Annotated in this window: 28 protein-coding genes; 11 read left to right on the forward strand and 17 right to left on the reverse strand. The window is 64.8% G+C overall.

Annotation, left to right across the window (positions count from 1 at the left end; genetic code table 11):
- Nucleotides 1-40 precede the first annotated feature (40 nt).
- A complete protein-coding gene (locus AC1TPF_RS04210) occupies nt 41-1,009 on the reverse strand; it encodes a helix-turn-helix transcriptional regulator (protein ID WP_482142764.1) in 969 nt (322 codons plus the stop codon).
- 97 nt (nt 1,010-1,106) lie between these two features.
- On the opposite strand from AC1TPF_RS04210, the gene AC1TPF_RS04215 reads away from it, so the two are divergent.
- From AC1TPF_RS04215 to AC1TPF_RS04225, 3 genes are all read left to right on the forward strand, one after another.
- On the forward strand, nt 1,107-1,535 hold the full coding sequence (locus tag AC1TPF_RS04215; protein WP_482142765.1) for a VOC family protein: 429 nt from the start codon (nt 1,107-1,109) through the stop codon (nt 1,533-1,535).
- A gap of 42 nt (nt 1,536-1,577) precedes the next feature.
- The gene (locus AC1TPF_RS04220) at nt 1,578-3,101 is read left to right on the forward strand and encodes an acyl-CoA synthetase (protein ID WP_482142766.1); all 1,524 of its coding nucleotides are present in this window, start codon (nt 1,578-1,580) and stop codon (nt 3,099-3,101) included.
- Nucleotides 3,102-3,221: 120 nt separating this feature from the next.
- Nucleotides 3,222-3,707, forward strand: a complete 486-nt coding sequence (locus AC1TPF_RS04225) for a PPOX class F420-dependent oxidoreductase (RefSeq protein WP_482136361.1) — start codon at nt 3,222-3,224, stop codon at nt 3,705-3,707.
- Here AC1TPF_RS04225 and AC1TPF_RS04230 read toward each other — a convergent pair.
- From AC1TPF_RS04230 to AC1TPF_RS04240, 3 genes are all read right to left on the reverse strand, one after another.
- A complete protein-coding gene (locus tag AC1TPF_RS04230) occupies nt 3,695-4,447 on the reverse strand; it encodes a DUF429 domain-containing protein (RefSeq protein ID WP_482142768.1) in 753 nt (250 codons plus the stop codon). The two genes, AC1TPF_RS04225 and AC1TPF_RS04230, sit on opposite strands and share 13 nt — an antisense overlap.
- Nucleotides 4,448-4,454: 7 nt before the next feature.
- Complete coding sequence (locus AC1TPF_RS04235) at nt 4,455-4,844, reverse strand: carboxymuconolactone decarboxylase family protein (protein ID WP_482136359.1); 390 nt, start codon at nt 4,842-4,844, stop codon at nt 4,455-4,457.
- Between the two features lie 74 nt (nt 4,845-4,918).
- On the reverse strand, nt 4,919-6,163 hold the full coding sequence (locus tag AC1TPF_RS04240; protein WP_482142769.1) for a citrate synthase: 1,245 nt from the start codon (nt 6,161-6,163) through the stop codon (nt 4,919-4,921).
- Nucleotides 6,164-6,263: 100 nt separating this feature from the next.
- Here AC1TPF_RS04240 and AC1TPF_RS04245 point away from each other — a divergent pair, with 100 nt between their 5' ends.
- On the forward strand, nt 6,264-7,388 hold the full coding sequence (locus AC1TPF_RS04245) for a citrate/2-methylcitrate synthase (RefSeq protein ID WP_482142770.1): 1,125 nt from the start codon (nt 6,264-6,266) through the stop codon (nt 7,386-7,388).
- On the opposite strand, the gene AC1TPF_RS04250 is transcribed toward AC1TPF_RS04245, so the two are convergent.
- Entirely contained in the window at nt 7,345-7,821 is a 477-nt protein-coding gene (locus tag AC1TPF_RS04250; protein WP_482142771.1) for a DoxX family protein, read from the reverse strand. The genes AC1TPF_RS04245 and AC1TPF_RS04250 overlap by 44 nt on opposite strands.
- 110 nt (nt 7,822-7,931) lie before the next feature.
- A complete protein-coding gene (locus AC1TPF_RS04255; RefSeq protein WP_482142773.1) occupies nt 7,932-8,891 on the reverse strand; it encodes an esterase/lipase family protein in 960 nt (319 codons plus the stop codon).
- Between the two features lie 182 nt (nt 8,892-9,073).
- Here AC1TPF_RS04255 and AC1TPF_RS04260 point away from each other — a divergent pair, with 182 nt between their 5' ends.
- Together AC1TPF_RS04260 and AC1TPF_RS04265 are read left to right on the forward strand one after the other, a co-directional pair.
- The gene (locus AC1TPF_RS04260; RefSeq protein WP_482142774.1) at nt 9,074-9,934 is read left to right on the forward strand and encodes an SDR family oxidoreductase; all 861 of its coding nucleotides are present in this window, start codon (nt 9,074-9,076) and stop codon (nt 9,932-9,934) included.
- An 82-nt stretch (nt 9,935-10,016) separates the two neighbouring features.
- The gene (locus tag AC1TPF_RS04265) at nt 10,017-10,664 is read left to right on the forward strand and encodes a dihydrofolate reductase family protein (protein WP_482142775.1); all 648 of its coding nucleotides are present in this window, start codon (nt 10,017-10,019) and stop codon (nt 10,662-10,664) included.
- Between the two features lie 28 nt (nt 10,665-10,692).
- Here the strand turns inward: AC1TPF_RS04265 and AC1TPF_RS04270 are convergent, their stop codons facing one another.
- Genes AC1TPF_RS04270 through AC1TPF_RS04280 form a run of 3 tightly spaced genes read right to left on the reverse strand, consistent with a single transcriptional unit; the run spans nt 10,693 to nt 14,771 of the window.
- On the reverse strand, nt 10,693-11,439 hold the full coding sequence (locus tag AC1TPF_RS04270; RefSeq protein ID WP_482142776.1) for an SWIM zinc finger family protein: 747 nt from the start codon (nt 11,437-11,439) through the stop codon (nt 10,693-10,695).
- Nucleotides 11,436-14,336 (reverse strand): DEAD/DEAH box helicase, encoded by a 2,901-nt coding sequence (locus AC1TPF_RS04275; RefSeq protein ID WP_482142777.1) that lies wholly within the window; start codon nt 14,334-14,336, stop codon nt 11,436-11,438. The genes AC1TPF_RS04270 and AC1TPF_RS04275 overlap by 4 nt, the downstream gene beginning before the upstream one ends.
- Before the next feature lie 57 nt (nt 14,337-14,393).
- Nucleotides 14,394-14,771 carry a VOC family protein gene (locus AC1TPF_RS04280; RefSeq protein ID WP_482142778.1) on the reverse strand — a complete coding sequence of 126 codons (378 nt, stop codon included), beginning with the start codon at nt 14,769-14,771 and terminating at the stop codon, nt 14,394-14,396.
- Nucleotides 14,772-14,867: 96 nt separating this feature from the next.
- On the opposite strand from AC1TPF_RS04280, the gene AC1TPF_RS04285 reads away from it, so the two are divergent.
- Both AC1TPF_RS04285 and AC1TPF_RS04290 read left to right on the forward strand, forming a co-directional pair.
- The gene (locus tag AC1TPF_RS04285) at nt 14,868-15,620 is read left to right on the forward strand and encodes an isocitrate lyase/PEP mutase family protein (protein WP_482136350.1); all 753 of its coding nucleotides are present in this window, start codon (nt 14,868-14,870) and stop codon (nt 15,618-15,620) included.
- 106 nt (nt 15,621-15,726) lie between these two features.
- On the forward strand, nt 15,727-17,445 hold the full coding sequence (locus AC1TPF_RS04290) for a cation:proton antiporter (protein ID WP_482136349.1): 1,719 nt from the start codon (nt 15,727-15,729) through the stop codon (nt 17,443-17,445).
- A 21-nt stretch (nt 17,446-17,466) separates the two neighbouring features.
- Here AC1TPF_RS04290 and AC1TPF_RS04295 read toward each other — a convergent pair whose 3' ends face one another.
- The 3 genes from AC1TPF_RS04295 to rnhA are packed head-to-tail and all read right to left on the reverse strand — an operon-like array spanning nt 17,467 to nt 19,948.
- Nucleotides 17,467-18,540 (reverse strand): PQQ-dependent sugar dehydrogenase, encoded by a 1,074-nt coding sequence (locus AC1TPF_RS04295; protein ID WP_482144024.1) that lies wholly within the window; start codon nt 18,538-18,540, stop codon nt 17,467-17,469.
- Nucleotides 18,541-18,581: 41 nt separating this feature from the next.
- Nucleotides 18,582-19,505 carry a D-isomer specific 2-hydroxyacid dehydrogenase family protein gene (locus AC1TPF_RS04300; RefSeq protein WP_482142779.1) on the reverse strand — a complete coding sequence of 308 codons (924 nt, stop codon included), beginning with the start codon at nt 19,503-19,505 and terminating at the stop codon, nt 18,582-18,584.
- On the reverse strand, nt 19,505-19,948 hold the full coding sequence (gene rnhA, locus AC1TPF_RS04305) for a ribonuclease HI (RefSeq protein ID WP_482136346.1): 444 nt from the start codon (nt 19,946-19,948) through the stop codon (nt 19,505-19,507). The genes AC1TPF_RS04300 and rnhA overlap by 1 nt, the downstream gene beginning before the upstream one ends.
- Nucleotides 19,949-20,018: 70 nt before the next feature.
- Between rnhA and AC1TPF_RS04310 the strand changes: the two genes are divergently transcribed.
- Entirely contained in the window at nt 20,019-21,038 is a 1,020-nt protein-coding gene (locus AC1TPF_RS04310; protein WP_482142780.1) for a nitronate monooxygenase, read from the forward strand.
- On the opposite strand, the gene AC1TPF_RS04315 is transcribed toward AC1TPF_RS04310, so the two are convergent.
- The 5 genes from AC1TPF_RS04315 to AC1TPF_RS04335 form a co-directional block, all read right to left on the reverse strand.
- On the reverse strand, nt 21,039-21,188 hold the full coding sequence (locus tag AC1TPF_RS04315; RefSeq protein ID WP_482136344.1) for a hypothetical protein: 150 nt from the start codon (nt 21,186-21,188) through the stop codon (nt 21,039-21,041).
- Nucleotides 21,189-21,291: 103 nt separating this feature from the next.
- On the reverse strand, nt 21,292-21,717 hold the full coding sequence (locus tag AC1TPF_RS04320; RefSeq protein WP_482142781.1) for a hypothetical protein: 426 nt from the start codon (nt 21,715-21,717) through the stop codon (nt 21,292-21,294).
- Nucleotides 21,718-21,858: 141 nt separating this feature from the next.
- Nucleotides 21,859-22,572 (reverse strand): YwaF family protein, encoded by a 714-nt coding sequence (locus AC1TPF_RS04325; RefSeq protein WP_482142782.1) that lies wholly within the window; start codon nt 22,570-22,572, stop codon nt 21,859-21,861.
- A 54-nt stretch (nt 22,573-22,626) separates the two neighbouring features.
- Nucleotides 22,627-23,169 carry a HutD family protein gene (locus tag AC1TPF_RS04330; protein WP_482142784.1) on the reverse strand — a complete coding sequence of 181 codons (543 nt, stop codon included), beginning with the start codon at nt 23,167-23,169 and terminating at the stop codon, nt 22,627-22,629.
- Nucleotides 23,170-23,240: 71 nt separating this feature from the next.
- Complete coding sequence (locus AC1TPF_RS04335; RefSeq protein WP_482136340.1) at nt 23,241-23,951, reverse strand: NUDIX hydrolase; 711 nt, start codon at nt 23,949-23,951, stop codon at nt 23,241-23,243.
- A gap of 105 nt (nt 23,952-24,056) precedes the next feature.
- On the opposite strand from AC1TPF_RS04335, the gene AC1TPF_RS04340 reads away from it, so the two are divergent.
- Both AC1TPF_RS04340 and AC1TPF_RS04345 read left to right on the forward strand, forming a co-directional pair.
- Nucleotides 24,057-25,058, forward strand: a complete 1,002-nt coding sequence (locus AC1TPF_RS04340) for an SPFH domain-containing protein (protein WP_482142785.1) — start codon at nt 24,057-24,059, stop codon at nt 25,056-25,058.
- 30 nt (nt 25,059-25,088) lie between these two features.
- On the forward strand, nt 25,089-25,973 hold the full coding sequence (locus tag AC1TPF_RS04345) for a diacylglycerol kinase catalytic domain-containing protein (protein ID WP_482142787.1): 885 nt from the start codon (nt 25,089-25,091) through the stop codon (nt 25,971-25,973).
- The last annotated feature ends 40 nt before the right edge of the window (nt 25,974-26,013 follow it).

Genomic DNA, 26,013 nt, shown 5'->3' on the forward strand with positions numbered 1-26,013 from the left:
GGGGGATCCGCGGCGCAATGTGGGGTGGGACTCCGTGCCGTCATTCTGCGGCGTCTGCGTACCGGCGTGCCAGGCGCACGCAGGCTTCCGCGAGCTCGGGCGGGCCGACAACCTCGAAATCGGCGTCGAACCGACCGATCCCGGCAGCCAATGCGGTCCACGACCACGAGCCGATCAAGAGGCGACAACGAGCTGAGCCGAGATCTTCGACGGTCCCGTCCTCCACAAACGGCGACACCGTTCTTGCCGGGAGATCGAGGAGTACCTCGCCTTGGCATGGCCAGGAATTCGCACCGCGCGAACCCTTGAAACGGGCAGCCACGAACGCGCCCACATCGCCTCCGGGAATCTCCCGTCGGCCAAACCGCGGGCCGGTCGGAATCCGTGGTGTCATCCGGTCGATGCGGAAGGTCCGCCAGGCCTCACGGTCGAGATCCCACGCGACGAGATACCACCGGCCGTCGTGGCTGACGACGTGATGGGGCTCGGCTCGTCGCGGTGGCACGACGTCGACGTCCGGCCTCTGATCGGTTCGGTAGTCGAATCGCAGGACCTCGCAGGCACTCACCGCGGCGCTGACCGCAAGAAGGATGTCTGTATCGAGCGGTGCGGCCGGACCGGTGGTCGTGCGCGGGACGGCGGTCACCTGGAGCGTGTCGATACGCCCGCGTAGGCGTGCCGGCATGACCTGTCGGACGGTGGCGAGGGCCCGCGCTGCCGCTTTCTCGATGCCAGGCGTGGTGGCGGACTGCAGCGTGACGGCGATGGCCACGGCCTGCTCGTCGTCGAACAGCAGCGGCGGGAGTTCGGATCCGGCGCCCAGTTGATAACCGCCTGCGGGACCTTTGATCGCGTCGATGCGGTAGCCCATCTCCCGCAGGTTCTCGATGTCTCGGCGCATCGTACGACTGCTGACCTGCAGTCGTTCGGTGAGCTGCGGGCCCGCCCACACCCGCCGGGTCTGGAGCAGCGACAGCAACGCCAGGAGTCGAGCCGAGGTTTCAGCCATGGCGTCATCTTGCCGGAAGTAGTGGCCATCATGTGTCCACTACTGGTGTGACCCTGGTGTTTGTCAATCACAGAGCGCACCAATCAAGGAGCAAACAATGTCGATCACGGTCACCAACCATCTGAACTTCCGCGGCGATGCCAAGGCGGCACTGGAGTTCTATCAAGGCGCATTCGGCGGAGAACTCACCGCAATCAGCTACTCGGATGCCCACAACGTCCAGGAACCGGCTGAGGCCGACCAGATCATGTGGGGTCAGGTCCAGGCGCCGAACGGTTTTCATGTCATGGCCTACGACGTGCCGTCCGCCATGCCCTACGCCGCCGGGCGCAACGCGCACTTCGTATCGGTGCGCGGCCGGGACGCCGAGGAGGTCACCGCCTACTGGAAGGAACTCTCCGCGGGGGCGCACACTGTCGTCGATCTCGGTCCGGCCGCCTGGGCTCCGCTGTACGGGATGCTCGTGGACAAGTTCGGTGTCACCTGGGTTCTCGACGTCGAGATCGACTATCCGGCAGGGCAGTGAATCTGCTGCCGTCAATACTTGGACGTCCTATAAAGTCGGGGCATGATCGCCAACCCCCGTTTCAGTACCGTTGATGGAGTTCTGCGCCGGACCGCAGCGCGGTTTCCCGACCGGACCGCGCTGCGATTCGCCGACCGCGCCTGGACCTATGCCGAGCTTGACGGTGCGGTGACCAGGGCTGCGGGTTACCTGCGGTCACTCGGCCTGAACTCCGGCGATCGGGTGGCGGCCTACGGCACCAACTCAGACGCCTACGTCATCGCCTTCCTGGCCTGCGCCCGCGGCGGACTGGTCCACGTGCCGGTGAACTACGCGCTCAAAGAAGGCGAGTTGTCGTACCTGATCGGCCAATCGGGCAGCCGCGCAGTCCTGGTGGACCCGGCGTTGCGTCAGAACCTGACGCCTGTCGCCGATGCCCTCGACATCGGGCAGGTCATCACCCTGCGCGACGAGGATGGATCACTCCTCGACCGCAGCGCGGCCGGGGATGTCCCGGCGATCGACTGGGACGTGGCCGACACCGACCTCGTGCAGCTTCTCTACACCTCGGGCACGACGTCAAAGCCCAAGGGCGCGATGATGACCCACGGCGCGATGGTCCACGAGTACGTGTCATCGGTGATCGCACTCGAGTTCGATCAGGATGACAATCCGCTGATCGCGATGCCGCTGTACCACTCGGCGGGTATGCACGTCTTCATGATCCCGTCGCTGTCGGTCGGTGCGACGGTGAGTCTCATGGAGACACCGGACATTCCGGAGATCCTGCGCCGCGTCGAAGCGGAGAAGATCGGATCGCTGTTCCTCGCGCCCACCGTATGGGTACCGCTTGCCGGTCATCCCGATCTCGACACCCGCGACCTCTCGTCCCTGCGCAAGGCCCAGTACGGGGCGTCGATCATGCCGGTCACCGTGCTGAACCGTTTGCGTGGGCGATACCCGGACATCAAGTTTTACAACTGCTTTGGGCAGTCCGAGATCGGTCCGCTGGCTGCTGTCCTCGGACCGGACGACCATGCTGACCGGCCCGCGTCCTGCGGCAAGGCGGTCTTCTTCGTGGAGACGCGCGTTGTCGACGCCGAGGGCAACGATGTTCCCGACGGTACGGCAGGTGAGGTCCTCTACCGTTCACCTCAACTGTGCCAAGGCTATTGGGAGAACCCCGAAGCCACCGAAGAGGCATTCCGCGGCGGCTGGTTCCACTCCGGCGACCTCGTCACCCGTGACGAACAGGGTTTCCTCACCGTGGTCGACCGCATCAAGGACGTCATCAACACCGGCGGGATCCTGGTGGCCTCACGGGAAGTCGAAGACGTCATCTACACACATCCCGGCGTCGCCGAGGTCGCCGTGATCGGCACCCCCGACGAGAAGTGGATCGAGGCGATCACCGCGGTGGTCGTGCTGCGGCCCGATGCCGGCGACGTTGCACCGGAGGTCCTGATCGCTCATGTGAAGGAACGGATCGCGCCATTCAAGGTTCCGAAACGTGTTGTCATCGTCGAAGAATTGCCACGTAACCAAAGTGGCAAACTCCTCAAACGCGAATTGCGGGCGGGCCTGTAGGTCGGCCGCGACACACATCGAACAGATGCACACGCTTCAGTCATAAGCACACGTTGCAACGTGTGCTCATGACTGAAGCGTGTGCTTTTCTCGTCAGACCGTAGTCCGTAGGCTGGATGCATGGCCAGAACCATTGCAACAAACAATCATGTGGAACTTGCTGAACTGCTCGACTTCGTTCGTCCGAGACACAAGATGCTGCTCAGCGCGGTCCGGGCCGACGGAACGCCGCAGTTGTCACCGGTCAGTGGTGGTGTCGATCCGCAGGGTCGCATCGTGATCGCCACCTATCCGGGACGGGCGAAGACGATCAACATCAAGCGGAATCCTGCTGTCAGCGTCTGTGTGTTGTCGGATGAATGGAACGCGGCGTGGGTTCAGGTGGACGGCACGGCCGAGGTGTTGGACATGCCGGAGGCCGAGGACGCGCTGGTCGACTACTTCCGCAGTATCGCCGGTGAACACTCGGACTGGGATGAGTATCGCGCAGCGATGAGGCTCCAGAACAAGTCGCTCATCCGCATCACGCCAACCCGTTGGGGTCCCTTGGCCACCGGCGGATTCCCCGCTGACGTCGCCGAGAAGCTGGACGCTCAGGACAGCTGAGGGGCCAGAGCGTCGAGAGGCGCGCTCGGGACGTGGATCCAACCCTCACGCTGGGCGATGGCTGCGTGCTCGGCATCGGGCAATACGGTCAGACCGAGGGCGGCGGCCCGCGCGATGAGAGCGGTGATCACTGCGTCAAAAGCATCATCGCTGGTCGTGCACAGCGTTCGGTGGGGTCCGAGGTTCAGCCATGGAGCCTGGACCTCTAGTTCGTCGACCAGGGCGGCCAGCGACACCAGATGCGGTCCGCCCTTGTATCGGTTGTGACGAAGTTGCCAGGTCTTCAATGCTGCAGCGGGGTAGGCCTCGACCGCGGTTCCGTTGATCCGGCTCGCATCGAAGTCTGGGCTTTCGAGATGTGCCAGCAACCGAACCGCGCGCAATGCCACGTAGGCAATGCGATCGGCGGAGACGCTCAGTGGGATCAAACCTGTTGTCGCGCGTACCCATTCATCGGTACGGCGGGCCACAAACCGGGTCACACCGGGATCTGCGAACAGCGCTTGTTGTCGAGGGACATCACCGACGTGCTGGGCGAACACCACATCGACAAACGCATCGGGCCAGCCGAACGGAGCATCGATACCGACCTTGTCGGCCCCGGGTACGGCCGCCAGGATGTCCGCGTCGGTGACAATCGTCTGCACGGCAGTAACTGACGCACCGGCACCGGACCACTCGATCGTCGCCATCGCCGTCCGATTCGGTTGGGACGCAAGGTCGATCCCGAGAGTCCGCATCGCCGGGTCAGTCGGTCGGGGTGGCGTCGAAAACTTCTTGGACCACCGCCATGGCCGACAATGCGGCGGGTGCGCCGCAGTATCCGCTGCAATGGATGACGGCCTCGGTGATCTCAGTGCGGGACAGGCCGTTCTTCAATGCGCCGCGGACGTGGCCGGCAAGCTCGCCGTGGGCTCGCAATGCGGTGAGCAGTCCGATGTTCAGGAGGCTGCGGTCGCGGCGCTCGAGTCCTGGCCGCGACCAGATACCGCCCCAGACGAGGTCGGTGACCGCGCTCTGGATGGCCTCGGACTCGGTGCCCTCGGTACGGGCCAGGGCGCGGTCGACGAACTCGTCACCCATCACTTCCCGGCGGATCTGCATACCTGGTTCGAATCGGGAGTTCTCGGTGGTCATGGGTGCTCCTTGCCGGGTCGAACGTTCAGGGGTCGAACGGGATGTCGCGCAGCCAATCCTGCCATGCGGACCCGTCATGGCCGGATGCCCACGTACACACCTTCCGGGCGGAATCGAAGTCGCGGCTCGTTGTACTCCTCGATGGCGTGCGCCACCCACCCGGCGATCCGCGACAGGGCAAAGATGGTCTCGGCGGCGTCCGGGGCCATGTCGTAACGCAGGGCCAACGCGGCAAGTGCCATGTCGGAGTTCATGAATCCGGCGCCCGACTCGGCGAGCAACGGTCGAAGATCGGCAATGGTCGGCATGACCTTGCGGTTGCCACCGGAGGCGGACGCGAGCGCGGTCAACAGGGTCTCGGCGCGTGGATCCTGGTGGCTGTAGACCACGTGGCCGCAGCCGGGAACACCGCCCGATGCCTTGAGTTCCGTCGCCAAGGCAGCTGCCGGGTCTGACGTGGCCTCACGCAGGAACCGGTAGGCGAGGGTGGCGGCACCGCCGTGCAGCGATCCGTCGAGTGCTCCGAGACCGGAGGTGATCACCGAATAGATGCTGCCACGGGAACTGGCCGCAACCCGGGCGGCCACGGTGCCCGCGGAGAGGTCGTGATCGGCGAGCAACACCATCGCCATGTTCAGTAGCCGGATCCGCTGCCGGGTGGCCGTGACGGTGCTCAGTCGAGGCCAGAGCCGCGCTGCCAGGGAGTTGTCGAGGGGAGGCTTGTCGGTCAGTGGCGGGAGGACGGCGACACTGTTGGCCAGTATGCCTGCGGCCCGTGCGCAGACCGCGGCAGGGGAGATCTGATGGCGCAGCGCATCCCGTGATCCCAGGACGTCGACGACCATCTTGATACTGTCCACACCGCGGCCGGTGGTCGGCTGCAATGCGGAGATCTGACGGAAGACTTTGGCAGGCAATAGGTTCACATCCCAGTCCGTGGTGTGGTCCCAGAGCAATTCGGCGACGGTTTCGAATCGGGTGGCATCTGCCAGGACAGCCGCGTCGCGGCCCCGGTAGTACAGCCGATCGTTGTCGAGAAGGGTTATCTGCGTGCGTATTCGCTCGACGACCCCGGCGGGTGGACGGGTTGACGATCGTCGGGCGACCGCGTCCACCTCGTCAACGGCGAACACGCTCCCACCGACACCGTCGATGCGGGCGCTGGTCAATGTGCCACGACTGGCGTAGGCATAGACCGTCTGCGTCTTGACTCCGAGGATGCGGGCGACCTGCGCGGTGGTCAGGTAGTCCCGGCCGTCGTGACGCAATGGGGTGGGCCAGCGTCGTCGATGTCCGGTGCGCCGGGATTCAACTGTCATCGTCGGGACCTCCATGTTGATTCGATCAACATTGACACAGATCAATATCGAGCCGAATGTTGCTGTACCAGAAGAACACAAAACAAGATCGGAGGCATCAATGTCCGTCATTGTTGCGCCACCCGGATTGAGCAACGTCGTCGTGACCGATACCCGCGTCGGTGACGTCCGCGGTGACGAGGGCTTCTACCAGTATCGGCAATACTCGGCCATCGAGCTCGCTCGCACGAAATCGTTCGAGGAGGTCTGGTACCTGTTCGTATACGGTCGGCTTCCAGATTCTTCCGAACTCGCGGAGTTCGTGACCCTCACCCGATCACTTCGGGCGATACCGGACGAGTTGGGATCGCTGCTGCGGACCGTTGCCCTTGCCGGCACCGAGCGGCAACTGCTGGCCGGACTCCGGACGGTCCTCTCGGCGTTTGCGGCGACACACCAGATCGCGCCGATGTGGGATAGCAGTCCGGAGCAGCGCATCGCCGATTCGCTGGTGGTCACGTCGATCACTCCGACGATTCTGGCTGCCCTCTACCGGATTCGCGCCGGTGAGGACCCGGTCGAACCCCGTGATGACCTCTCGGTGGCGCAGAACTGGTTGTACAGCCTGACCGGCGTCGATCCGACGCCCGGTGCTGCCCGGGCGGTGGAGCAGTACATGATCGCGACCATCGATCACGGCTTCAATGCGTCGACCTTCACCGGCCGGGTGATCGCCTCCACCGGCGCAGATGTGGTCTCGGCCGTGTGCGGCGCGATCGGTGCGTTCTCCGGCCCGCTCCACGGTGGGGCACCTGACCGTGCACTTGATGCGCTGGACGAGATCCGCGGGATGGGGGACGCAACCGCCTGGGCCCGAGAGCAACTCGCGCACCGCAGTCGCATCATGGGCTTCGGGCACGCCGTCTATCGGACGGTCGACCCGCGGTCAGAGATGTTGCGCGACATCGCATTGTCGCTTGGTGGTCCGCTGGTCGACTTCGCGGTCCAGGTCGAGAAGGACGTGGTTGCGGTTCTGGCCGATGCCTACCCCGACCGCAACCTCTACGCCAACGTGGAGTTCTATGCCGGGGTGGTGATGGACCGCTGCGGTGTGCCGCGGGAGATGTTCACCCCCACCTTTGCTGTCAGCCGGGTGGTCGGCTGGTGCGCGAATATCCTTGAGCAGGCCGAGGATCGAAAGATCATCCGTCCCATCGCCCGCTACGTCGGACCGCCCGTGGTGTGATTAATCGTGGGCTCAACGGCATGATCGAACGCACGGTGGTGCTGCGCAACCAGAGGCCTGCCCAGATGATCACTCCGACAACAATGGGAAAGAAGGCCCCTGCGGCAAACCCTTCCTCGGACACCATCAATGCGGTGACAGCACCACCGAGGTAGCCGGTCAGGAGTACTGCACCGAGGATCGAGGTTCGTGGAAAAAGGTATAGCGCCACGCATCCGAGTAAGACGAGACCCATGGCGGTGGCGTCTCCATCGGTGAAACCGAGATCGTACGTCGCATCCTTGACGCTCTGGGGCATTGCCAGGTGCGACACGGCGTCCACGAGTAGGAGAGCGGAGACAATTCCGGTGATCACCCAACCGGCGATCCGAGCCGGGCGGCCGAGCGAGGGGGTGTTGGACGCTGGGGAACTGGGACGTGTGGTGGTGGTCATCGGTACTCCTGGCTTGGTGGGATGTTGTGTAGTGAGACCACCTACGTCGGAGAAAGTAATCGAAAGACAGGGAATTGCCTGCTCAGCGGGCAGATTCGGTGCGGTGGGCGCTAGGAGGCGCCGGTGAACGGTGCGGCGAACCAGCAGCCGACGGGTTGCTGGTTCGCCGGGTCGAGCGCGTTGAGGACAAAGGTTGCCGCACGACGTGATCCGGCGATTCCGGTGTGTTCGGAGAAGTCCTGCGAGCAACCGTCCTGGACAACGATGTTGGTCGAGTTGGCGGCAACCAGACTGCCGCTTGTGTACGGCACGACCAGTTCGTCGTAGCGGGTCATGATGTTGGTATAGGTCACGTCGGGGTCGAGGATGCCGCCGGCCTGGAGTGTGCGCAGCAGGTCTGAGCCGGTGACCATCTGCAGGCAGGCGCCGCACAGCGCGCCGACGGTGATCTCCTGAAACCATCCGAGCCCAAGCATTTCGGTGTACATGTTCAATTCACGCGCGGCCGCGACGGTGGTTCCGTTCCAGAGCGGGGCCAACGACACATACTTGTCGACCTTGCCGGCTCCGCCGAGGAACTTGATCCAGTACGTCGGCATCAGGGTGCCCTGAGAGTGCCCGACGATGTCGATCTTCTCGGCACCGGTCGCCGACAGCACGCGATCGACAAAGGTGGCCAGCTCGGCGGCGCTGTCCTGGATCCGGTCCAACCCGCCGATCGCGCTGAGCGGCCACGGCACCACCGGTAGGTTTCCGTAGGTCAGCGCGAAGACGCAGTAGCCGTTGTTGGCGAGCAGCGGTGCGTACGTGCCCCAGTTCGTCTGGGCTCCGCCGCCGGTGCCGTGGACCAGCACAACCGGCCGGGGATGTTCGGGCGAGGGTTTGCAGTTCCAGTCGTTACTGCCGGGCAGCGATCCCCCGGGGTTTGCGAACTCGTTGGGGATACCGGAGAAGAAGTTGTATGTGACCGGAAGCGGATCCTGTGCGCCGGCCGGCCCCGCTCCCAGTCCGGTGAACAGGGCGAGTATCGCAGCGAAGAGAACCACTCCGACCTTGCGTACGTTCTGCATCCCGACCCCCGCCGGTCATCGCAACCGAACCAGTTGTTGGATGAAAAAATAGTCGTCGGTCGAGCATCGGGGAGGCGTTTTCAACTCTGATCACAAGCCGTGACCAGATCGAATCAATTCAGTCCGGGTCGGCCGTCCCTACTGTGGGGAGAGTACGGAATCGCCGACGAGATGGAGCAGATATGACCACAGCAGTGACCGGAGCAACGGGGCATCTGGGAGCCCACGTCATCGCCGAACTCCTCGGGCGCGGTGTCGCACCGGCCGAGATCGTGGCTGTTGTCCGCAACGCGGACAAGGCGGCAGACCTGCAGGCCAAGGGCGTGCAGGTACGGGTTGCTGATTACTCCGACCTGGCCGCACTTCGGGCCGCGCTGGAAGGCGTGGACAAGCTGCTGCTGATTTCCGGGTCAGAGATCGGACAGCGGATCGCGCAGCACACCAACGTGATCGAGGCGGCCGAACTCACCGGCGTACAGCTGATCGCCTATACGAGCATCCTCAAGGCCGATACCAGCGGAACCGCGATGGCACCCGAACACCTGGCCACCGAACAGCGGTTGACCGCATCGTCGGTGCCGTCTGTCTTCCTGCGTAACGGCTGGTACTGGGAGAATTACTTTGCCGCGATTCCACAGGCCATCGAGTTCGGCAAGCTCTTCGGTGCAGCAGGAGAAGGCCGGGTCGCAGCCGCCACGCGCGCCGACTACGCCGCCGCCGCCGCTGCGGTGCTGACCTCAGACGATGATCAGGGTGCCAAGATCTACGAATTGGGCGGCAACGACCGCCTCACCTACGCAGAGTTCGCCGAGGTGATCAGCGATGTGTCGGGTAGGCCCGTCGAATACCAGGACCTTCCTGAGGCCGATTACGCCGCCCTGCTGGCCGGTGCCGGTATGCCCGAGCAGTACGCAGCAATGCTCGCCGGCTCGGACGCGGCCATCGCACGCGGTGAACTCGACACCGATTCCGGTGATCTGCAGTCGCTGATCGGTCGTCCGTCCACTCCGGTCGCGGACGCGATCAGGCCTGTCCTCGGTTAGGCTCCCGGGACCGATGAGTTCGGTCTCCGTTCGCAGTCTGTCTTGCAAGCGGTACTCACAGACAGACGAAAGGTCGACGAAAATGTCGCAGCTGGTCCGGGTTCAGAATTTTGGTGTGTCTTTGGACGGCGTCGGCGCAGGTGAGAACCAAAGCATCGATCAGCCGTTCGGAGACGGTGTCGATCCTCGGGATCTGCACGCGTGGGGCATGGCCACCGCCGGTTTTCCGGGTCGCACCGGCCCCGGGGGTACTCGTGGCCTCGACGACTACCTGATCCGTGACTTCGAACGCAATATTGGCGCCGAGATCATGGGGCGCAACAAGTTCGGGCCGGAGCGTGGGCCGTGGCAGAACCACGAATGGCAAGGATGGTGGGGCGATACGCCGCCCTTTCACACCCCGGTATTCGTTCTGACCCACCACGAGCGTCCGTCGTTCACGCTGGCCGACACCACCTTTCACTTCATCGATGCGTCGCCGGCCGAAGCGCTGGCTGAGGCCAAGGCGGCTGCGGACGGCAAGGACGTCCGTATCGGGGGCGGGGTGAGCACCGTCCGTGAGTTCCTCGACGCAGATCTCATCGACTCGATGCACGTCGCGGTCGCACCGATCACGCTGGGGAATGGCCTGCGTCTGTGGGACACCCCGCAAGAGCTCGAAGACCGGTTCTTCCTCGAAACCGTACCCAGCGCAAGCGGAGTGACCCATCATCTGTTCTGGCGCCGATAGTCCCATCTGTTCTGGCGCCGCTCGGCGATCAGCGCACGATGCGTGCGTACAACTCGGCGAGTTCGTCGACGGCCTGGGCCACATCCATTGCTGCGGCACCTGACCGGCGCAGTGCAGCCGACAACTCGGTGGTGTCGAGTTCGGACATCACATCGAGCTGGGGTGGATGGGGTAACGCGGGCATCTGCCTGCCGTCGCCGTAGAAGTCGACCTCGGTCATGACCGCCGGCGGGGGCGCTGTCTCGGTCTCCGCGTCGGCGGGAGCATCACGCAAGTGTGCGAGCAGAAGGGCCAGGTCGGTGCCCATCACGGTGAGCAGCGTGGATGGTTCCTTGTCGATGGCGGCGGCCAGTTCGTAGCTGACGGCGAGCAAGTGGATGCAGCGGTCGGCTGTATCCGGGCAATTGCAGTCGACGCGAATGTCGGATGCCTCGGTGGGGATCACCAGCGATCCGAGGGTTTCGGGTTGCCGACCACGCGTGACCGCGACCAGGTCATCGGTCTTGCCCTGTTGGCGTAGCAGCGACAGGACGGTGGCGGGATCTGCCGGGCCGGTGGTGATCGTCACCTCGAACGGATCGAGCTGGCTACCCTGGACCAATGCCTTCACCTGGCCGGACCGCACCACCAGATCGATGACCACGCGGTCACGAAAGTAGGTGCGGGCCTTGGTGATCTTGCGTGCCTCGGCAGTTGATTCGACGGCCAGTAGGAAGGCCTTGGACCACGGTGTCAGACCATAGCCGCGCTGAGGCGCCTTGGGTGTGCGGCTCATTCGCCCACCGCCTCGTCGCTCAGGCGCATCAGGTCGTAGAGTTCGTCGTCCGCGGTGTTCGCGAGCCAACTCTCGCCAGTGGAGACGGTCAGCTCGGACAACTCCCGCTTGTCGGCGATGAGCTGGTCGATGCGTTCTTCCAGGGTGCCCACACACACGAACTTGCGCACCTCCACCCGACGCTGTTGCCCGATCCGGTAGACGCGATCGGTGGCCTGGTTCTCGACGGCGGGGTTCCACCAACGATCCAGATGCACAACATGATTGGCCGAGGTGAGATTCAGTCCGGTGCCGCCTGCCTTCAACGACGCCAGCATGATCGCGGGCCCATCGGGGTCGGAGAACTCCGCGACCATGGTGTCACGCGCGGTGCGGCTCAAGCCGCCGTGCAGGAACGAGAACTCTTGGCCGATCCGATCGGAGAGCCACGGCTGCAACATCGTCCCGAATGCGGTGAATTGCGTGAACACCAGCGCTCGCTCGCCGTCGGCGACGATGTTCTCGAGGATGTCCGCCAGCAATTCGATCTTGCCGGAACGATGTTCGTTGCGCCGCATGATCGGCGAACCGTCGCCGAGATAGTGGGCCGGATGATTGCAGATCTGCTTGAGTCGCGTCAGCGCCGCGAAAACTGTTCTGCGACGCTCACTCCCGGCCTCCTTGGTCTCACCCCTGCCCAGGGCCTCCATCAGATCATCGATGACCGCGCGATACAGGCCCGCCTGCTCGATGGTGAGGTTGGCGCGGACCGTCAGTTCTGCCTTCTCGGGCAGGTCGGAGATCACTGTCGGATCTGATTTGACCCGTCGCAGGATGAACGGGGAGGTGACCGCGTTCAGGCGCTGTACCGCTCGCGGATCACGCTCTCGTTCAATGGCTTCGGCGTACCGAGACTTGAAGGTCGAGGCCGTGCCGAGGAGGCCGGGATTAACCAGATCGATTACCGACCGCAGATCCTCGAGACGATTCTCGACGGGGGTGCCGGTCATCGCGATGCGGTGTCGGGCCTGAATCGATCGGACCGCCTTTGATTGTGCGGTGGCGACATTCTTGATGTGCTGCGCCTCGTCGACCACCAGTCGGTCCCAGGTGTTGGCACTCAACAACTTCCGATCGCGGGACGCGATGGCGAACGTGGTGATCACGATGTCGACGCCCGCTGCGGCAGTGGTGAACGGTTGCCCGGCCAGCCGTCCAGGGCCGTGATGGATCAGCACCGACAACTGCGGGGCGAACCGGGCTATCTCCCGCTCCCAGTTGCCGACCACCGACATCGGGCAGATCAGCAGCGTTGTAGTCGGTTGATCTGGCTGGGCGTCAGGGGTTTCACGCTCGCCACAGATCAACGCCAGGACCTGAATTGTCTTGCCCAGACCCATGTCATCGGCGAGCACCGCACCGATACCCAATGAGCTCAGATGCCGTAGCCACTCCATGCCGCGCTGTTGATAGGGCCGCAGTTCGGCACGCAATGATTCCGGCGCTGCGAGGACGGGTGGTGCCATGCGCCCACGGCGTTTGATCTCGTCGAGCCACGACAGACCCTCGACGCGGCTGACCGGGACCGGAAGCTTGTCATCACCGTCGGTCACCAGGGCGAACAGTTCGCCCATGTCGGCGGGCTGACCGGATTCGGCCAGCGCTTTCTGTGCCTGGATGAACGCCGCCGTGCGAGACAATGCGGCGTTGTCGGCCCGCACCCATTTGCCCCGGACCTTCACCAGGTCGCCCTTCTGGCGGGCCAGCGCGTCCAACTCGGCGGCGTTGAGAACGTCCTCGCCGAGCGCCAATTGCCATTGGAAGTTGCGGATCTCGTCGAATCCGACCACCACCGACCGCTGCGGTGTGCCGCCCTCCTGCTTGCCACGCAACGTCAGCGTCGGGCGGACATGTGCGATCGAGCGAGGCAGCAGCACTTCGTATCCGGCCTCGGCAAGTGCCGCGACCCCGGTGTCGAGAAGTTCGAGCACGACGTCGGTGGTGAGCAGAAAATCGAGCGAATAGTGGTCGTGGCGAGCGGCTTTGAGTGTGGGAAAGGCCCGGACCGCGCCCGCGACCTCGGTGGTGACCTGATCGATCTCGTGGGCGTCGAGTCGCCGTAGCTCCACGGGTTCGTCGGGGCGATCGACGGTCCGGCGGCAGACCTGTAGGCGCCACCTGGTCGGATCGCCTTCGGTGTCCTCATCGCCCTCGTCTGGTTCGTTCAGACGCAACACCAGAGCGGATTCACCGAGCCGCAGACCGTCGGCCCACTGAGACCAGGCCGACGCGGCGGACGTCGCCTTGTCCGCGGACATCGGTGGTGCATCGACGTCGGGAAGCAGAGTCCGGACAAATGCGGATCGGACGGCATCGGGTTTGATGTCGCGGCAACTGGTTCGGCAGAGATGGTCGGTCATCTCACCGCAGAAGTCCATGATCGCGTCGGTGTCGCCGTTGGCGAGGACCACGGGCGGGGCCGCCGCAATCGCCGTCGACAACCAGGTGCGCCAGGTGGTGGTGGCCAAGGGTGCCCATCGGACAGCCCACTCGCCTGCGACCCGGTTGACAGCGGGTGTGACTGAACCTGATCGGACGAATCGCTCGGTCGAATCCAGCAGATAGCGGTAGTAGCGCAGTTCGCCGCCGACGACGTCGTCGGGTTTGATGGCCTCGAGAAGTTCACATGCTGCCGCCGGTCCGAGCGTCACCGAGGCGATGTCGCGCCGGTCATCGGCGCCGGGCCCGGAGACCGTGATGGTGCGCCGCAGCGACCGACCACCGACAACGGTGTCCAGTGCCGGCGGCAAGCCGTCGGGTACGTGCTCGGTGCACGGCTGCCCATCGGCGTCGGTGAACCACAGGGACAGACCGACCCCACCGCGCCATAACGCGTGGGCCGCCGCTGTCTGAGTCACCCGTTCATGGTGGCACGCGGATCTGACAGCCCCGGCATCGCGCGACGCCGGACCGGGCTACTGCCGGGGACAACTGACACAGAACAGATTGCCTTCGGGATCGGACATCGTTGTCCATTCCACCCAGGGGACCTCGTCGAGTACGTCCCACTGGCGAGTGGCGCCCAGACCGAGAAGCCGGTTTACCTCTTCTTCACGGTGCCCGGGGGCGGTGCTGAGGTCGAGATGGATACGGCCCTGCGCCGGCGGGAGATCGTCGACCTTGTGGAAGAACAGCGGAACTCCACCCGTGGGTGCCGAGACGTAGACGTAGTCGGGGGTTTCACCGGCGATCTCGCCACCCATCACCGCGATCCAGAACGCGGCGAGAGCCGCAGGGTCGGTGGCGGCGAAATTGACGCTGCCGATGGTCAGGGTGGTGGATTCGTCGGACATGGGGCGAGCGTACGACAGGCCTGTGACATCGACTGACGCGTACATATCTGCGGACTTCGCGGAATGTTGACGACAACCGGCGTAGTTGTAGAGGGCATGACGGGACTCTCAAGCAAGGCCGCAACTCTGCTCGAACTCCATCAGCCCGGAAACCCGGTGATCCTGCCGACTGTGTGGGACGCGTGGTCGGCCAACCTGGCCGTCTCCGCGGGATTCACCGCACTGACCGTGGGCAGTCATCCGGTGTCGGATTCGATCGGCAAATCCGACAACGAGGGCATCACCTTCACCGAACTGACCACCCGCATCAAACAGATCACCGACGCGGTCGACGTGCCGATCTCCGTCGACATCGAAGCCGGATATGGCGAAGACCCCAAACGGCTGATCGACGGACTGATCGCTGCAGGCGCGGTGGGACTCAACATCGAGGACACCGTCCACAGCGAGGGCGGCCGTCTGCGGGAAGCGCAGGAACACGCCGACTTCGTGGGTGCCCTGCGCGCGGCGTCCGACGCCACCGACGTACATGTGGTGATCAACGCCCGGACCGACCTGTTCGTCAAACAGGTCGGCGACGAGGGCGACCGGGTCGATCGGGCCATTGCCCGCCTGAAACTGGCTGCGCAGGCCGGTGCCGACGTGCTCTACCCGGTGGGCTTCCACGAGGATGCGGTACAGAAACGGCTCGTTGAGGAGTTGCCACTGCCGGTCAACGCCATCGGGCATCCGGTGAACAACAACAAGGCCGCCTTCGCTGCGCTCGGGGTCGCCCGCGTCAGTTTCGGTCCGCTGTTCCAGATGGTCCTGGCCGTGCGGGCCGACGAAGTCCTCGCGCCCTGGAAGTAGGGCCACTCCGTTGACCGCGCCGAACCAACCGTCGACCGGGCCGAAGTTGCACAACCAAGGCAGCTCGGCTGCCGGTGATTCGTGACAGCGGTGGCAAGGTGTGGGTGTGGAACTGACACTGGTCTTCGTCCTGGCAGTCATCGCAATCGTGGGCGTAGCGGTGTTTTCGGGCCGGCTGGGTGTCGCGGCACCGTTGTTGCTGGTGATCGTCGGGGTCGGCCTGAGTTTTCTGCCCGGGGTTCCGGACGTCGAGATTTCACCAGAACTCATTTTGGCGGGTGTGCTGCCGCCGTTGCTGTACGCGGCAGCGGTCAACATGCCTGCCCAGGATTTCCGGCGCAACTTCAAACCGATCACGGCGCTCGCGGTCCTGCTGGTCGTCGTCACCACGCTGGGGACGGGTTGGTTTTTCCACGCCCTGATCCCTGACCTGGGATGGCCCGCGGCCTTTGCTCTTGGCGCGGTGATCAGCCCGACCGACGCGGTCGCGGCAACCTCGATCGGTAAGAAGTTGGGGCTGCCCTCGCGAGTGGTGGCGGTCCTCGAAGGTGAGGGATTGGTCAACGACGCCTCGGCGCTGGTGTTGCTGCGATCCGCGGTGGCAGCGCTCGGCGGCACGGTGACGCTCTGGGGTGTGGCCGGCGATTTCGTGTTGGCCGTGGTGATCGCCGTGGCGATCGGGGTGGTTGTCGGCTACGTCAATGTCCGCGTCCGCGGTCTGCTCGACGACCCGATCCTGACCACCGCCATCTCGTTGGTCGTGCCGTTCATCGCCTACCTACCCGCCGAAGAGGCCGGGGCCTCGGGCGTGTTGGCCGTCGTAGTCGCAGGTTTGGTCACGGGCCATCAGGCATCGCAGCATCTGGGTGCACAGGACCGGCTCACGGAGGCGGTCAACTGGCGCACGCTCGCCTTCCTGCTGGAGGGCGCGGTGTTCCTGCTGATGGGGCTCGAGCTCAAGAAATCGATCGAAGATGTCCAGGAGAGCTCGTTCAGCACCTGGCACGCGGTCGGCCTCGGCCTGCTCGCCGCGGTCATCGTGATCCTGCTGCGGATCGCCTTCGTGGCACCGATGGTCGCGCTGTTGCGCCGCGACACCAAGCGCGCTCACGAGTCGATCCCGCGCCTGGATAAAATGCAGGCCAGGCTCGACGCCCGCGAACCCGACGACGTGCTCACCGAACGACGGCTGCGCCACATGCAGACCCGGATGACGCGGGTCTCGGCCGATGTCGCCTTCAAACTCAACGAGACACTCGGCTGGCGCGGCGGTGTGGTGCTCGGCTGGGCGGGGATGCGCGGCGCCATCACCGTTGCCGCCGCACAGACGCTGCCGTCGGACACCCCGCACCGGCCGCAGCTGATCCTGATCGCGTTTGTGGTTGCCGGGACAACGCTTCTGCTGCAAGGCTTCACACTGCCGACGGTGATCCGGATGGCGCAGGTCGCACCCGACGATCAGGACCGGCTGCGCGGTGAATACGAGCAGCTGGTCGGCGAGCTGAGGGAGGCCGCCGCCGATGCACTGCGTGATCCGGCAGTGATCGGCACCGGTGAAGACAGGGTGTCAGACGCAGTCATCGACATGGTTCGCAACGACAGCATCATCGGTCGGGGGCGCGTCCAGAGTGACACCGAGGTCGAACAACGCGGCCGTGACGAGTACTTTCGGGTTCGCATGGCGGTGCTCGTCGCCGAACGAAAGACGCTGCTCCGCGTCCGCAAATTGGGGTTGTGCAGCTCGCAGGCACTGTCCCACGCGCAGCATCTGCTCGACCTCGAAGAAGCACGGCTCGAACAACTGAACATCGATGAGTCCGACTGACCTCGGCCAATCGCGGTCAGCTCAACCGATCACGACACGTTTGATCCGATCATCGCCCGGTTGCGGGTTGCCGCGGCCGTCGGTGTTGTTGGTGAGAAACCATAGGGAACCATCGGGCGCCACGGTCACATCGCGGAGCCGGCCGAACTCGTCGACGTACAACTCTTCGGCGGTGGACGGATCTGCAACCGGAATCGCGCGCAGCCGTTCACCTTTCAAATTGGCGACGTAGATTGTGTCGTCGGCGATGGTCATGCCACTGGGGCTGGCCTCGTCGGGGCGCCACTGTTGAACAGGATCGATGTAGGCGCTGTCGCCGACCGCCTCTCCGATGCCCTCGACCTGCGGCCAGCCGTAGTTGCCGCCGGGCCGGATGATGTTGAGTTCGTCCCAGGCGTCTTGGCCGTACTCGACCGAGAACATGGTGCCATCGTCAGACCAGGCCAGCCCCTGCACATTTCGATGTCCGAGTGACCAGACCGGACTCCCTGCGGTCGGGTTGTCAGCAGGCACCGTGCCCTCGGGTGTCAAGCGCAGGATCTTGCCCGCCAAGCTCGATGGAACCTGCGCACTGGACCGTTCCTGCGCATCGCCGGTGGTGATGTAGAGCATGCCGTCCGGGCCGAACGCGATGCGTCCGCCGTTGTGGGTACGTCCACCCGGGATCCCGACCAGGATGTCCTTGGGTTCACCGAGCCCGAGACCGCCTGCGGATCCGGTCAGGGAGTACTTCACCACGCGGTTGTCGCCGTCGCTGCCGGTGAAATAGACGTACAGGTCGCCGTCGTGGGCCGCCAGCCCGAGCAGACCGCCTTCACCGGCAGGTGCGACATCGCGGACGGTCCCGACCACGCGGGTGCCGTCGCCGACGATCTCGAGGATGTCGCCGGTGTCGCGTTCGCTGATCAGGGCAGCACCCTGGGTGAACACGATCGACCACGGTGCATCGAGGTCGGTCACGACGTCTGCCGGCGTACTCGGGTATTGGATCTGGGTTGACGTCTGGGCCGACGTCGGCGGCGATGGATTCGTGGGCGCGGTGTTTCCGCTCTCGCCGCTGCACGACGCGATCACACTCGCCCCGGCGAGGGACATGAGTACTCGGACGCTCGTGCGCACGACGACCTCCCGGAAGATCAGTAGCTGGCGTTCGGATCGACCAGCGCGAGCATGTCGTCGCCCCCGGCAGCGAACCGGCGCAGGTTTTCTGCCACCCAGGGTGCCAGGGTTCGGGTCAGGCCCGACGACGGGTTCGCCACGTGCGGCGTGATGATCACATTCGGTAGATCCCACAGCGGATGGTCGACGGCGGGCGGTTCCGGATCGGTGACGTCCAGGGCCGCGCCTGCGATCTCGCCGGTGGTCAAAGCGGTGTACAGCGCAGTCTCGTCGACGAGAGGTCCGCGCGCGACGTTGACGATCCAGGCGTGTGACGGCAACGCGGCGAGGGTGGTCGCGTTGATCATGTGCCGGGTCTCGTCGGTCGATGGCGCGGCCAGGACCACGTGATCGCACCGCGACCACACCTCGTCGAGTCGGCTCGACGGCAGCGTGTCGATCGCCCCGTCGACCGGTCGGCCGGAGTGGTTGACGGCCAGCACATCTGCGCCGCAGGCCCGCAGGCGCGGGATCAGCGAGCGGGCGATCCCACCGGCACCGACGATGGCCACGGTGGAACCGTGCAGCGAACGGACCGCGGTGTCGATCGCGTCTTTGTCCCAATGTCGCTGCACCGCAACATTGATCTGCCGGAGCCCGGCCAACAGCAATGCCAGGGCGTGTTCGGCGACGTTCTCGGCATAAAAGCCCGAGGCATTGGTCCAGATGCGCTTGTCGTCGAGAAGGCCTGCGTTCAGGAATGATTCGATCCCCGCAAGTCGCAGTTGCACCCATTCGATGTGGTCGGGCAGGGGTGAGGGAAAGCCATCGACATTGCCGGTCCACACCAGAGCGCGGGCATCGGCGAGGTCGACGAGCTCACCGCCTGCCGACGTGATCGCCTGCGCCAGATACCGATCGTCGTCGGGGATCAGGGCAACCGGAACAGGTACGGTACTCATCATCCTTCTTTCAGTTTGCGGGCAGCGCTGGTGGCGAGTTCATCGGCGATCTCGTTGTAGTGGTCGCCGGAATGGCCTTTGACCCACCTCCACTCGACCTCGTGCCTGTCACATTGTGCGATCAGTTCACGCCACAATTCACTGTTCTTCACCGGCTTCTTGTCTTTGGTCAGCCAGCCGTTGGACTGCCATCCCGACGCCCACTTCATGATTCCGTTGCGGACGTAAGTGCTGTCGGTATACAGAATCACCGTCGACGGCTTCTTCACAGCCTCGAGCCCCTTGATGGCTGCGGTCAGCTCCATCTTGTTGTTGGTGGTGTCGGGCTCGGAGCCGGAGATCTGCTTCTCGTGTTCCTTGTAGCGCAGGACGGCACCCCATCCGCCCGGTCCCGGATTGCCCAGGCAGGCGCCGTCAGTCGAGATCTCGACGGGAGTTGTCATTGTGTGATCGTCTCCGACATGGCAGAAAGGCTACCGTCGGCGTAGCACTACTCAACGCAGGAGGTTGGCCGTGGCAGTGTTCGACGTTCGTGCTCTCGAGGTACCCATCGTGGGGGCTCCGATGGCAGGTGGCCCCAGTACTCCGCAGCTGGCGGCAGCGGTCACCGAGGCCGGTGGGCTCGGCTTTCTCGCCGGAGCGTTGCTGACAGCGGACAAGCTCGCCGACGACATCGCAGTGGCGCGCTCGCTGACATCCGGACCTCTCGCGGTGAACCTCTTCGTGCCACAGCCGGACGTCGGGAAGCCCGCGGACATCGCTGCCTACGCGGAGGAACTCGGGGCGTTGGCCCGGCACTTCGGCGTCGACCTCGGGGAGCCCAAATACACCGATGACGACTACGCACAGAAGGTCGAGGTGCTCCTCGACCTGCGTCCCGAGGTGGTGTCATTCACGTTCGGATGTGCCGACGCCGACGACATCAAACGATTTGCGGACGCCGGGGTGGCCACCCTCGGGACGGTGACAACGCAGGCCGAGGCGCAAGAGGCCGTCGCCCGAGGTGTCGACGGTCTGGTGGCGCAAGGTCCGGGGGCAGGCGGTCATCGCGGCACCTTTGATCCGTTGGCGCGGCCGTCAACCGATTCGCTGGAAACATTGGTGGTCGCGGCCGGTGCGATCAGCGATGTGGTGGTCGCGGCCGGTGGTATCAGCACGCCGGAGGCCGCCGCGGTGATGCTCGGGCTCGGTGCGGTCGCGTCGCAGGTGGGCACGGCATTGCTGCTCAGCGATGAAGCCGGGACCAACCCGGTTTCACGGGCCGCGCTCACCGATCCGCAGTTCACCGCAACCGCCGTGACCCGCGCATTCTCTGGGCGATACGCGCGCGGACTACGCAACCGGTTCATGCAGAATCACGATCAGACCGCGCCCCTGGCGTATCCCCAGATCCATTACCTGACCGGACCTCTGCGTAAGGCGGCGGTGGCGGCCGGCGATCCGCACGCGACAAATCATTGGGCGGGTACCGGTTTTCGGGACACCCGCCCGGGTTCGGCCGCCGACATCGTTGCAGCTTTTGCTGGTCGTTGACTATTGCCCGTCGATCGAGCCCGCGGTTCCGCCGAGGGCATGACCACGGTTGATCTCGTGGCCGTGCTCGCCGGCTTCGTAGACCGCGGCCTGTTTACGCAGTTCCTCGGTCTCGCCGATGGGTTCTGCGTCTTCGAAGGGGAACGTCATCAAGACCTCGCTACGATTGGAGTGCTGCCTCCACGCTAGTCGCGGAACCGTTTGATCGCATGGAGGTACCGGATTGCCCGTCGGTGTGCCGATACCGCGCAGGTCAACGCTCTTGAACAGCTTGCCGTCGCATTCCCACCCCGCGCGACACCGCAAACGACGCGCACAGGATCAGGACCACCTCGACCACTACGACGATCCACGTCGAGGTGACGGTGGAGAAACCCAACCACCACGCGCTGAACACCCCGGCCGCTGTCGCGAGAATCGCACCGACAGGGAGCACGACTGCCGTCGCGTGCGTCGTCGGCTTCGTACCCGGAGCACCGACAGCCCCTAACGAGAAGTGCACGGCAGCGAGCGCGAGGGCATACGCGAACATTCCGGTGACCGCGTAGAGCTCTAGGGGTGAGAGACCACCGGGTGGGTCAGTTCCGGTCGTCAAAGGGATGAGCGCGGGCAGTAGGCCGACGGTGCATCCGAATAGCCCCGCCGCCACGGTGAGGCCGACGCGAGTACCCGCTACCACCGCCCGGACTCGACAACCCCTGGTACAGCGCCGCCCCCAGTAACGCGACCAGACCACCCACGACCGTCAGTGCAAAACACAGTCTCCCCATGGGCCATATCCTGTCACTGGTCATTCGAACCAACGCTGCACAGTGAGCGATCAGGTCCGGGAAGGACTTTCGTCCTGGACGCGGTGGGTCCGCACCCACGGATAGGTCATCAGGGCCCACACGATGAGGATCAGGATGGTCGCGGTCAGCACATACAGCGGCCATGGCCCCAGCACGTCCAGCAGGGTCGCCGTGTCGGGTTTCCGGTTGAGGAATCCGTAGTTGGTGCCTGCGATGCGGTTGAAGGTGAACGTGGTCACCGCCCAGATCGCTGTGACCAGGACCGCGATCCGGTAGCTGCGCCACTGCGGCCGCATCCGCCGACCCCAGGTGAGGTAGATCGCGGCCCAGACGACGAGCAGGTGGATCCCCCAGAACGTGAGGAACTCGTAGCTGGGGAAGTCCGGGCCGGTCAGGACCGGTGAGATCAACGCCTGCGCACTCAGCACCAAACCCCAGTAGTAGGTGAGCGCGAAAGCCCAATGTGCCTGCGACCACAGGGCGTACGCCGCCGCCGCCGTCGCGAGATCGGTCAGACGCAGCGGCACAGACCCGTCGATGCTGGGCGGGAACAGCGAATAGATCAGTGCTGCACCGTAGATCGCGGCGGTCGTAACGGCCAGGGTGCGGCTCAGGCGCCGCGCCTGAGTCTCGCTCTGCCGTCGCCCGAGCCAGACCAGCAGCGCGGCGACCGTGACGAACAGCAAGATGACCGCCCAGTACGACGGCCCGTACGCCGTGAACTCCCTTTGTGCGGTGAACATCTATCACCTCCGCCGTTGCCGTCCTCCGACCCCGCACCGGCTTCCGCCACCCATTCAGTGCGGAGTGATCTCGATCAGTATCGCGGTACCGTCCGCAGATAGTGTCTGTTCACTGTGATGGATGAGGAGGCAGTCGTCCGGGTGTGCGACGAGATCGCCCGCCGAGATGCTTCCGGAGATCACGAACATTCCGGTGATCACGGCGGGATCGGTGGTGAAAGGCCGGCGACCGTGACCGGGCAGTGGCGACACGGCGATGTCGGTGGAGTCATGTTGCGCCATCACGTTGAGTGCCCGGGTGTGTCCACGCGGATGGCACTGAGGCGCACTGTCGTCGGCGAACCGATAGGGGGTGAGCGGATCGACCGGGACGGCCGACCCCGAAAAGTCCAGCACCACACCGTGGTCGCCGATGACGGTGAAGATGCGGTCGAATCCTTCGAACTCCGAGAACGTGGACGCCGCGCCGGGCAGATCGGCGACGCTGATGCGCCAGATCGGTGTACCCGAGGCATCGGCCAGAAGCGCGATCTCCTCTGTGATTCCGGCCCCGTTCTTCCAGGGCACCTGGACGCGATCGGTTGATTGAACGAGCATGATTGCCATTGGGTCACACCGGCTTTCTGATTCTCGAGTTGTTGGCGTGCATGAGTGTCGGACTCGCCGCGTCAGGTGGGACGCAGCAGTGGCGGGTGAAGCAAGGCGGCGCCGCCGACGGTGTAGAGCGCGGCGGGGCGACCGCCGTCACGGCCGGTCATGGCTCCGGTCGGCCGGACGAAATCCGGGGCGCCGGTTACCTTGCGATGGAAATTGCGGGGATCGAGCGTTCGACCCCAGACGGTCTCGTACACCCGGCGCAGTTCGGCGACGGTGAACTCGGGCTCGCAGAATGTCGTGGCCAGCGGCGTGTACTCCAGCTTCGACCGGGCGCGTTCGACACCGTCGGCCAGGATCTCGTTGTGGTCGAAGGCCAATGATGTTGTGCTGCCGGATGGTGTGTCACCGAGAATTGTCTCGACCGGATGCAGGGCTGCGGTGGCAGCGTCGGATCCGGCCACCGGTGCCGGGGCCTGCGGCGTCAGCGCCAGGTATGCGGTGCTGATGACCCGGCCCCGGGGGTCACGGCCCGGGCGACCGTAAGTGGCAAGTTGTTCGAGGTGGACGCTGTCGCGGCCCACTCCGGTTTCTTCGCCGAGTTCCCGGTAGGCGGCGTCGCGCAGGTCTTCGTCGTCGTGGATGAATCCGCCGGGCAACGCCCACTCTCCGATGTGCGGCTCGATGCCGCGGCGGACCAGCAACGCGCACAGCCGGCCATCGTGGATGGTCAGGACCACAAGGTCGACGCTGGCCGCAGCGTTGAACCAGAACTCGGAAGCCATGCGCTCATACTAATCGTCATCTTGACGATTAGCGACGATTGTGGTTATCGTCAATCTGACGACAACAACGGATCGTCGAGACGGGCAACAGAGGAAGGCCGGGTCATGGCTGACATCAAACGAGCAATGTTCCTGCGTCACATGCGGTGCGCGCCGAACATGTACATCGAGCACACGGCAAAGGCGAAGCTGGTGCACTCGGGGCTGGCCCAGGCGTTCTGGTTCCGGCCACTGAATGCGTCGGTCAGTGAGGTCCCGGTCGATGACCAGCAACTCCCGCTGTTGTTCCACGCCCGCACAGTGGACTTCCAGGACCTGACCGTCCAGGCCACCGTCACCTATCGGATCGTGGACCCGCACACCGCTGCCGGTCGTATCGACTTCGGTATCGATCCCGACGAGGGGGTGTGGCGGGCCAGGCCACTGGACCAGCTGGCCGGCCTGCTCACCGAATCGGCCCAACAGCACGCACTGGACCTGCTGGCAGGCACTCCGCTGCGACAGGCCCTGGCCGACGGTGTGGCGCCGGTGCGCGAACGCGTCGCGGCCGGGTTGCTGGCCGACCGGAGACTGGCCGAGACCGGTCTGGAGGTCGTCGATGTCCGGGTGGTCGCCCTGCGGTCGGAGGCGGAGATGGAACGGGCGCTGCAGACTCCGCTGCGGGAACAGGTGCAGCAGGAAGCCGACCGGGCCACCTATGAACGACGTGCGGTGGCGGTGGAACGGGAGCGGACGATCACGGAGAACGAGCTGCAGAGCCAGATCGAACTCGCTCGCCGCGAGGAACAGTTGGTGGACCAACAGGGACGCAATGCGCGGAAGCGGTCAACGGAAGAGGTTGCCGCAGAGAAGATCCGCACGGAGGCCGATGCGCAACGTCAGGAGTTGCTGGCGCAGACCCAAGCGGAGGCCACCCGCGTGGTCGGCATGGCGCAGGCCGAGGTGGATGCGGCAGCGCTGATGCCGTATCGCGATCTGGATCAAGCCATCGTCCTGGGGCTGGCGCTGAAGGAACTGGCTGCCAACCTGCCGGAGATCGGGACGTTGAACCTGACGCCCGATGTGCTGACACAGATCCTCGGTCGGTTTGCCGCCGAACGCAATTGACAACGCACCTACCCGCGGAAGGGGAGAATCATGGCACTGGCACCACGGGCGGTGGTTGTATATCGCCGCACCGAACTCGACGAACTGCTCGCCAAGCACGGCACCCGTGGCCAGGCCGCGTTCTTCCTGAAGTCCCGCGGACGCAACATCACCGGAGTGCAGGCTCGCCACGATGCGGTCCAACTGGCCCGCACCCGGGTCGACGCGGCGATACCGGTGGACTGGCGCCGCGGGATGGTCGAACGAACCGACCTGAGCCGCTTCGTCTTCGGTGAAGAAGATGTTGTTGTGGTGGTCGGTCAGGACGGGCTGGTGGCCAACGTTGCGAAGTACCTAGACGGTCAGCCGGTGATCGGGGTGAATGCCGAACCGGCCATGAATCCCGGTGTGCTGGTGAATCATCGGAGTCAGGATGTCGCGGAATTGCTGCGCCGGCCGGAGGCGCTCGAGCGCGTTACGCGGTGCACCATGGTCGAGGCCGAACTCGACGATGGTCAGGTGTTGCGGGCGCTGAACGAGATCTACATCGGACACCCGTCCCACCAATCGGCCCGCTACCGCATCGAACTCGGCACGGCGCGCGAACGGCAGTCATCTTCCGGGGTGCTGGTGGGCACCGGGACCGGGGCCACGGGGTGGTGCCAATCGGTGTGGCTCGAACGTCGCAGCAGGTTGGTTCTGCCGACACGGCCTGCGCTGGACCTGTGCTGGTTCGTCCGCGAGGCCTGGCCGTCACCGGCCACCGGCACCGACCTCACCCAGGGGTTGCTCGACGACGGTGAGGAACTCGGGATCGTTGCCGAATCCGATCTGGTGGTGTTCGGCGACGGCATCGAATCCGATGCTCTGACGGTCTCTTGGGGCCAGCGGGTCACCGTGCGTCGGGCGCGGACGTCGCTGCGACTGGTGAATTGATCGGTGACGTCGCGTGCGATCTACGGACAGCGAAGCCAAG

Source organism: Williamsia sp. Y853, assembly GCF_056786495.1.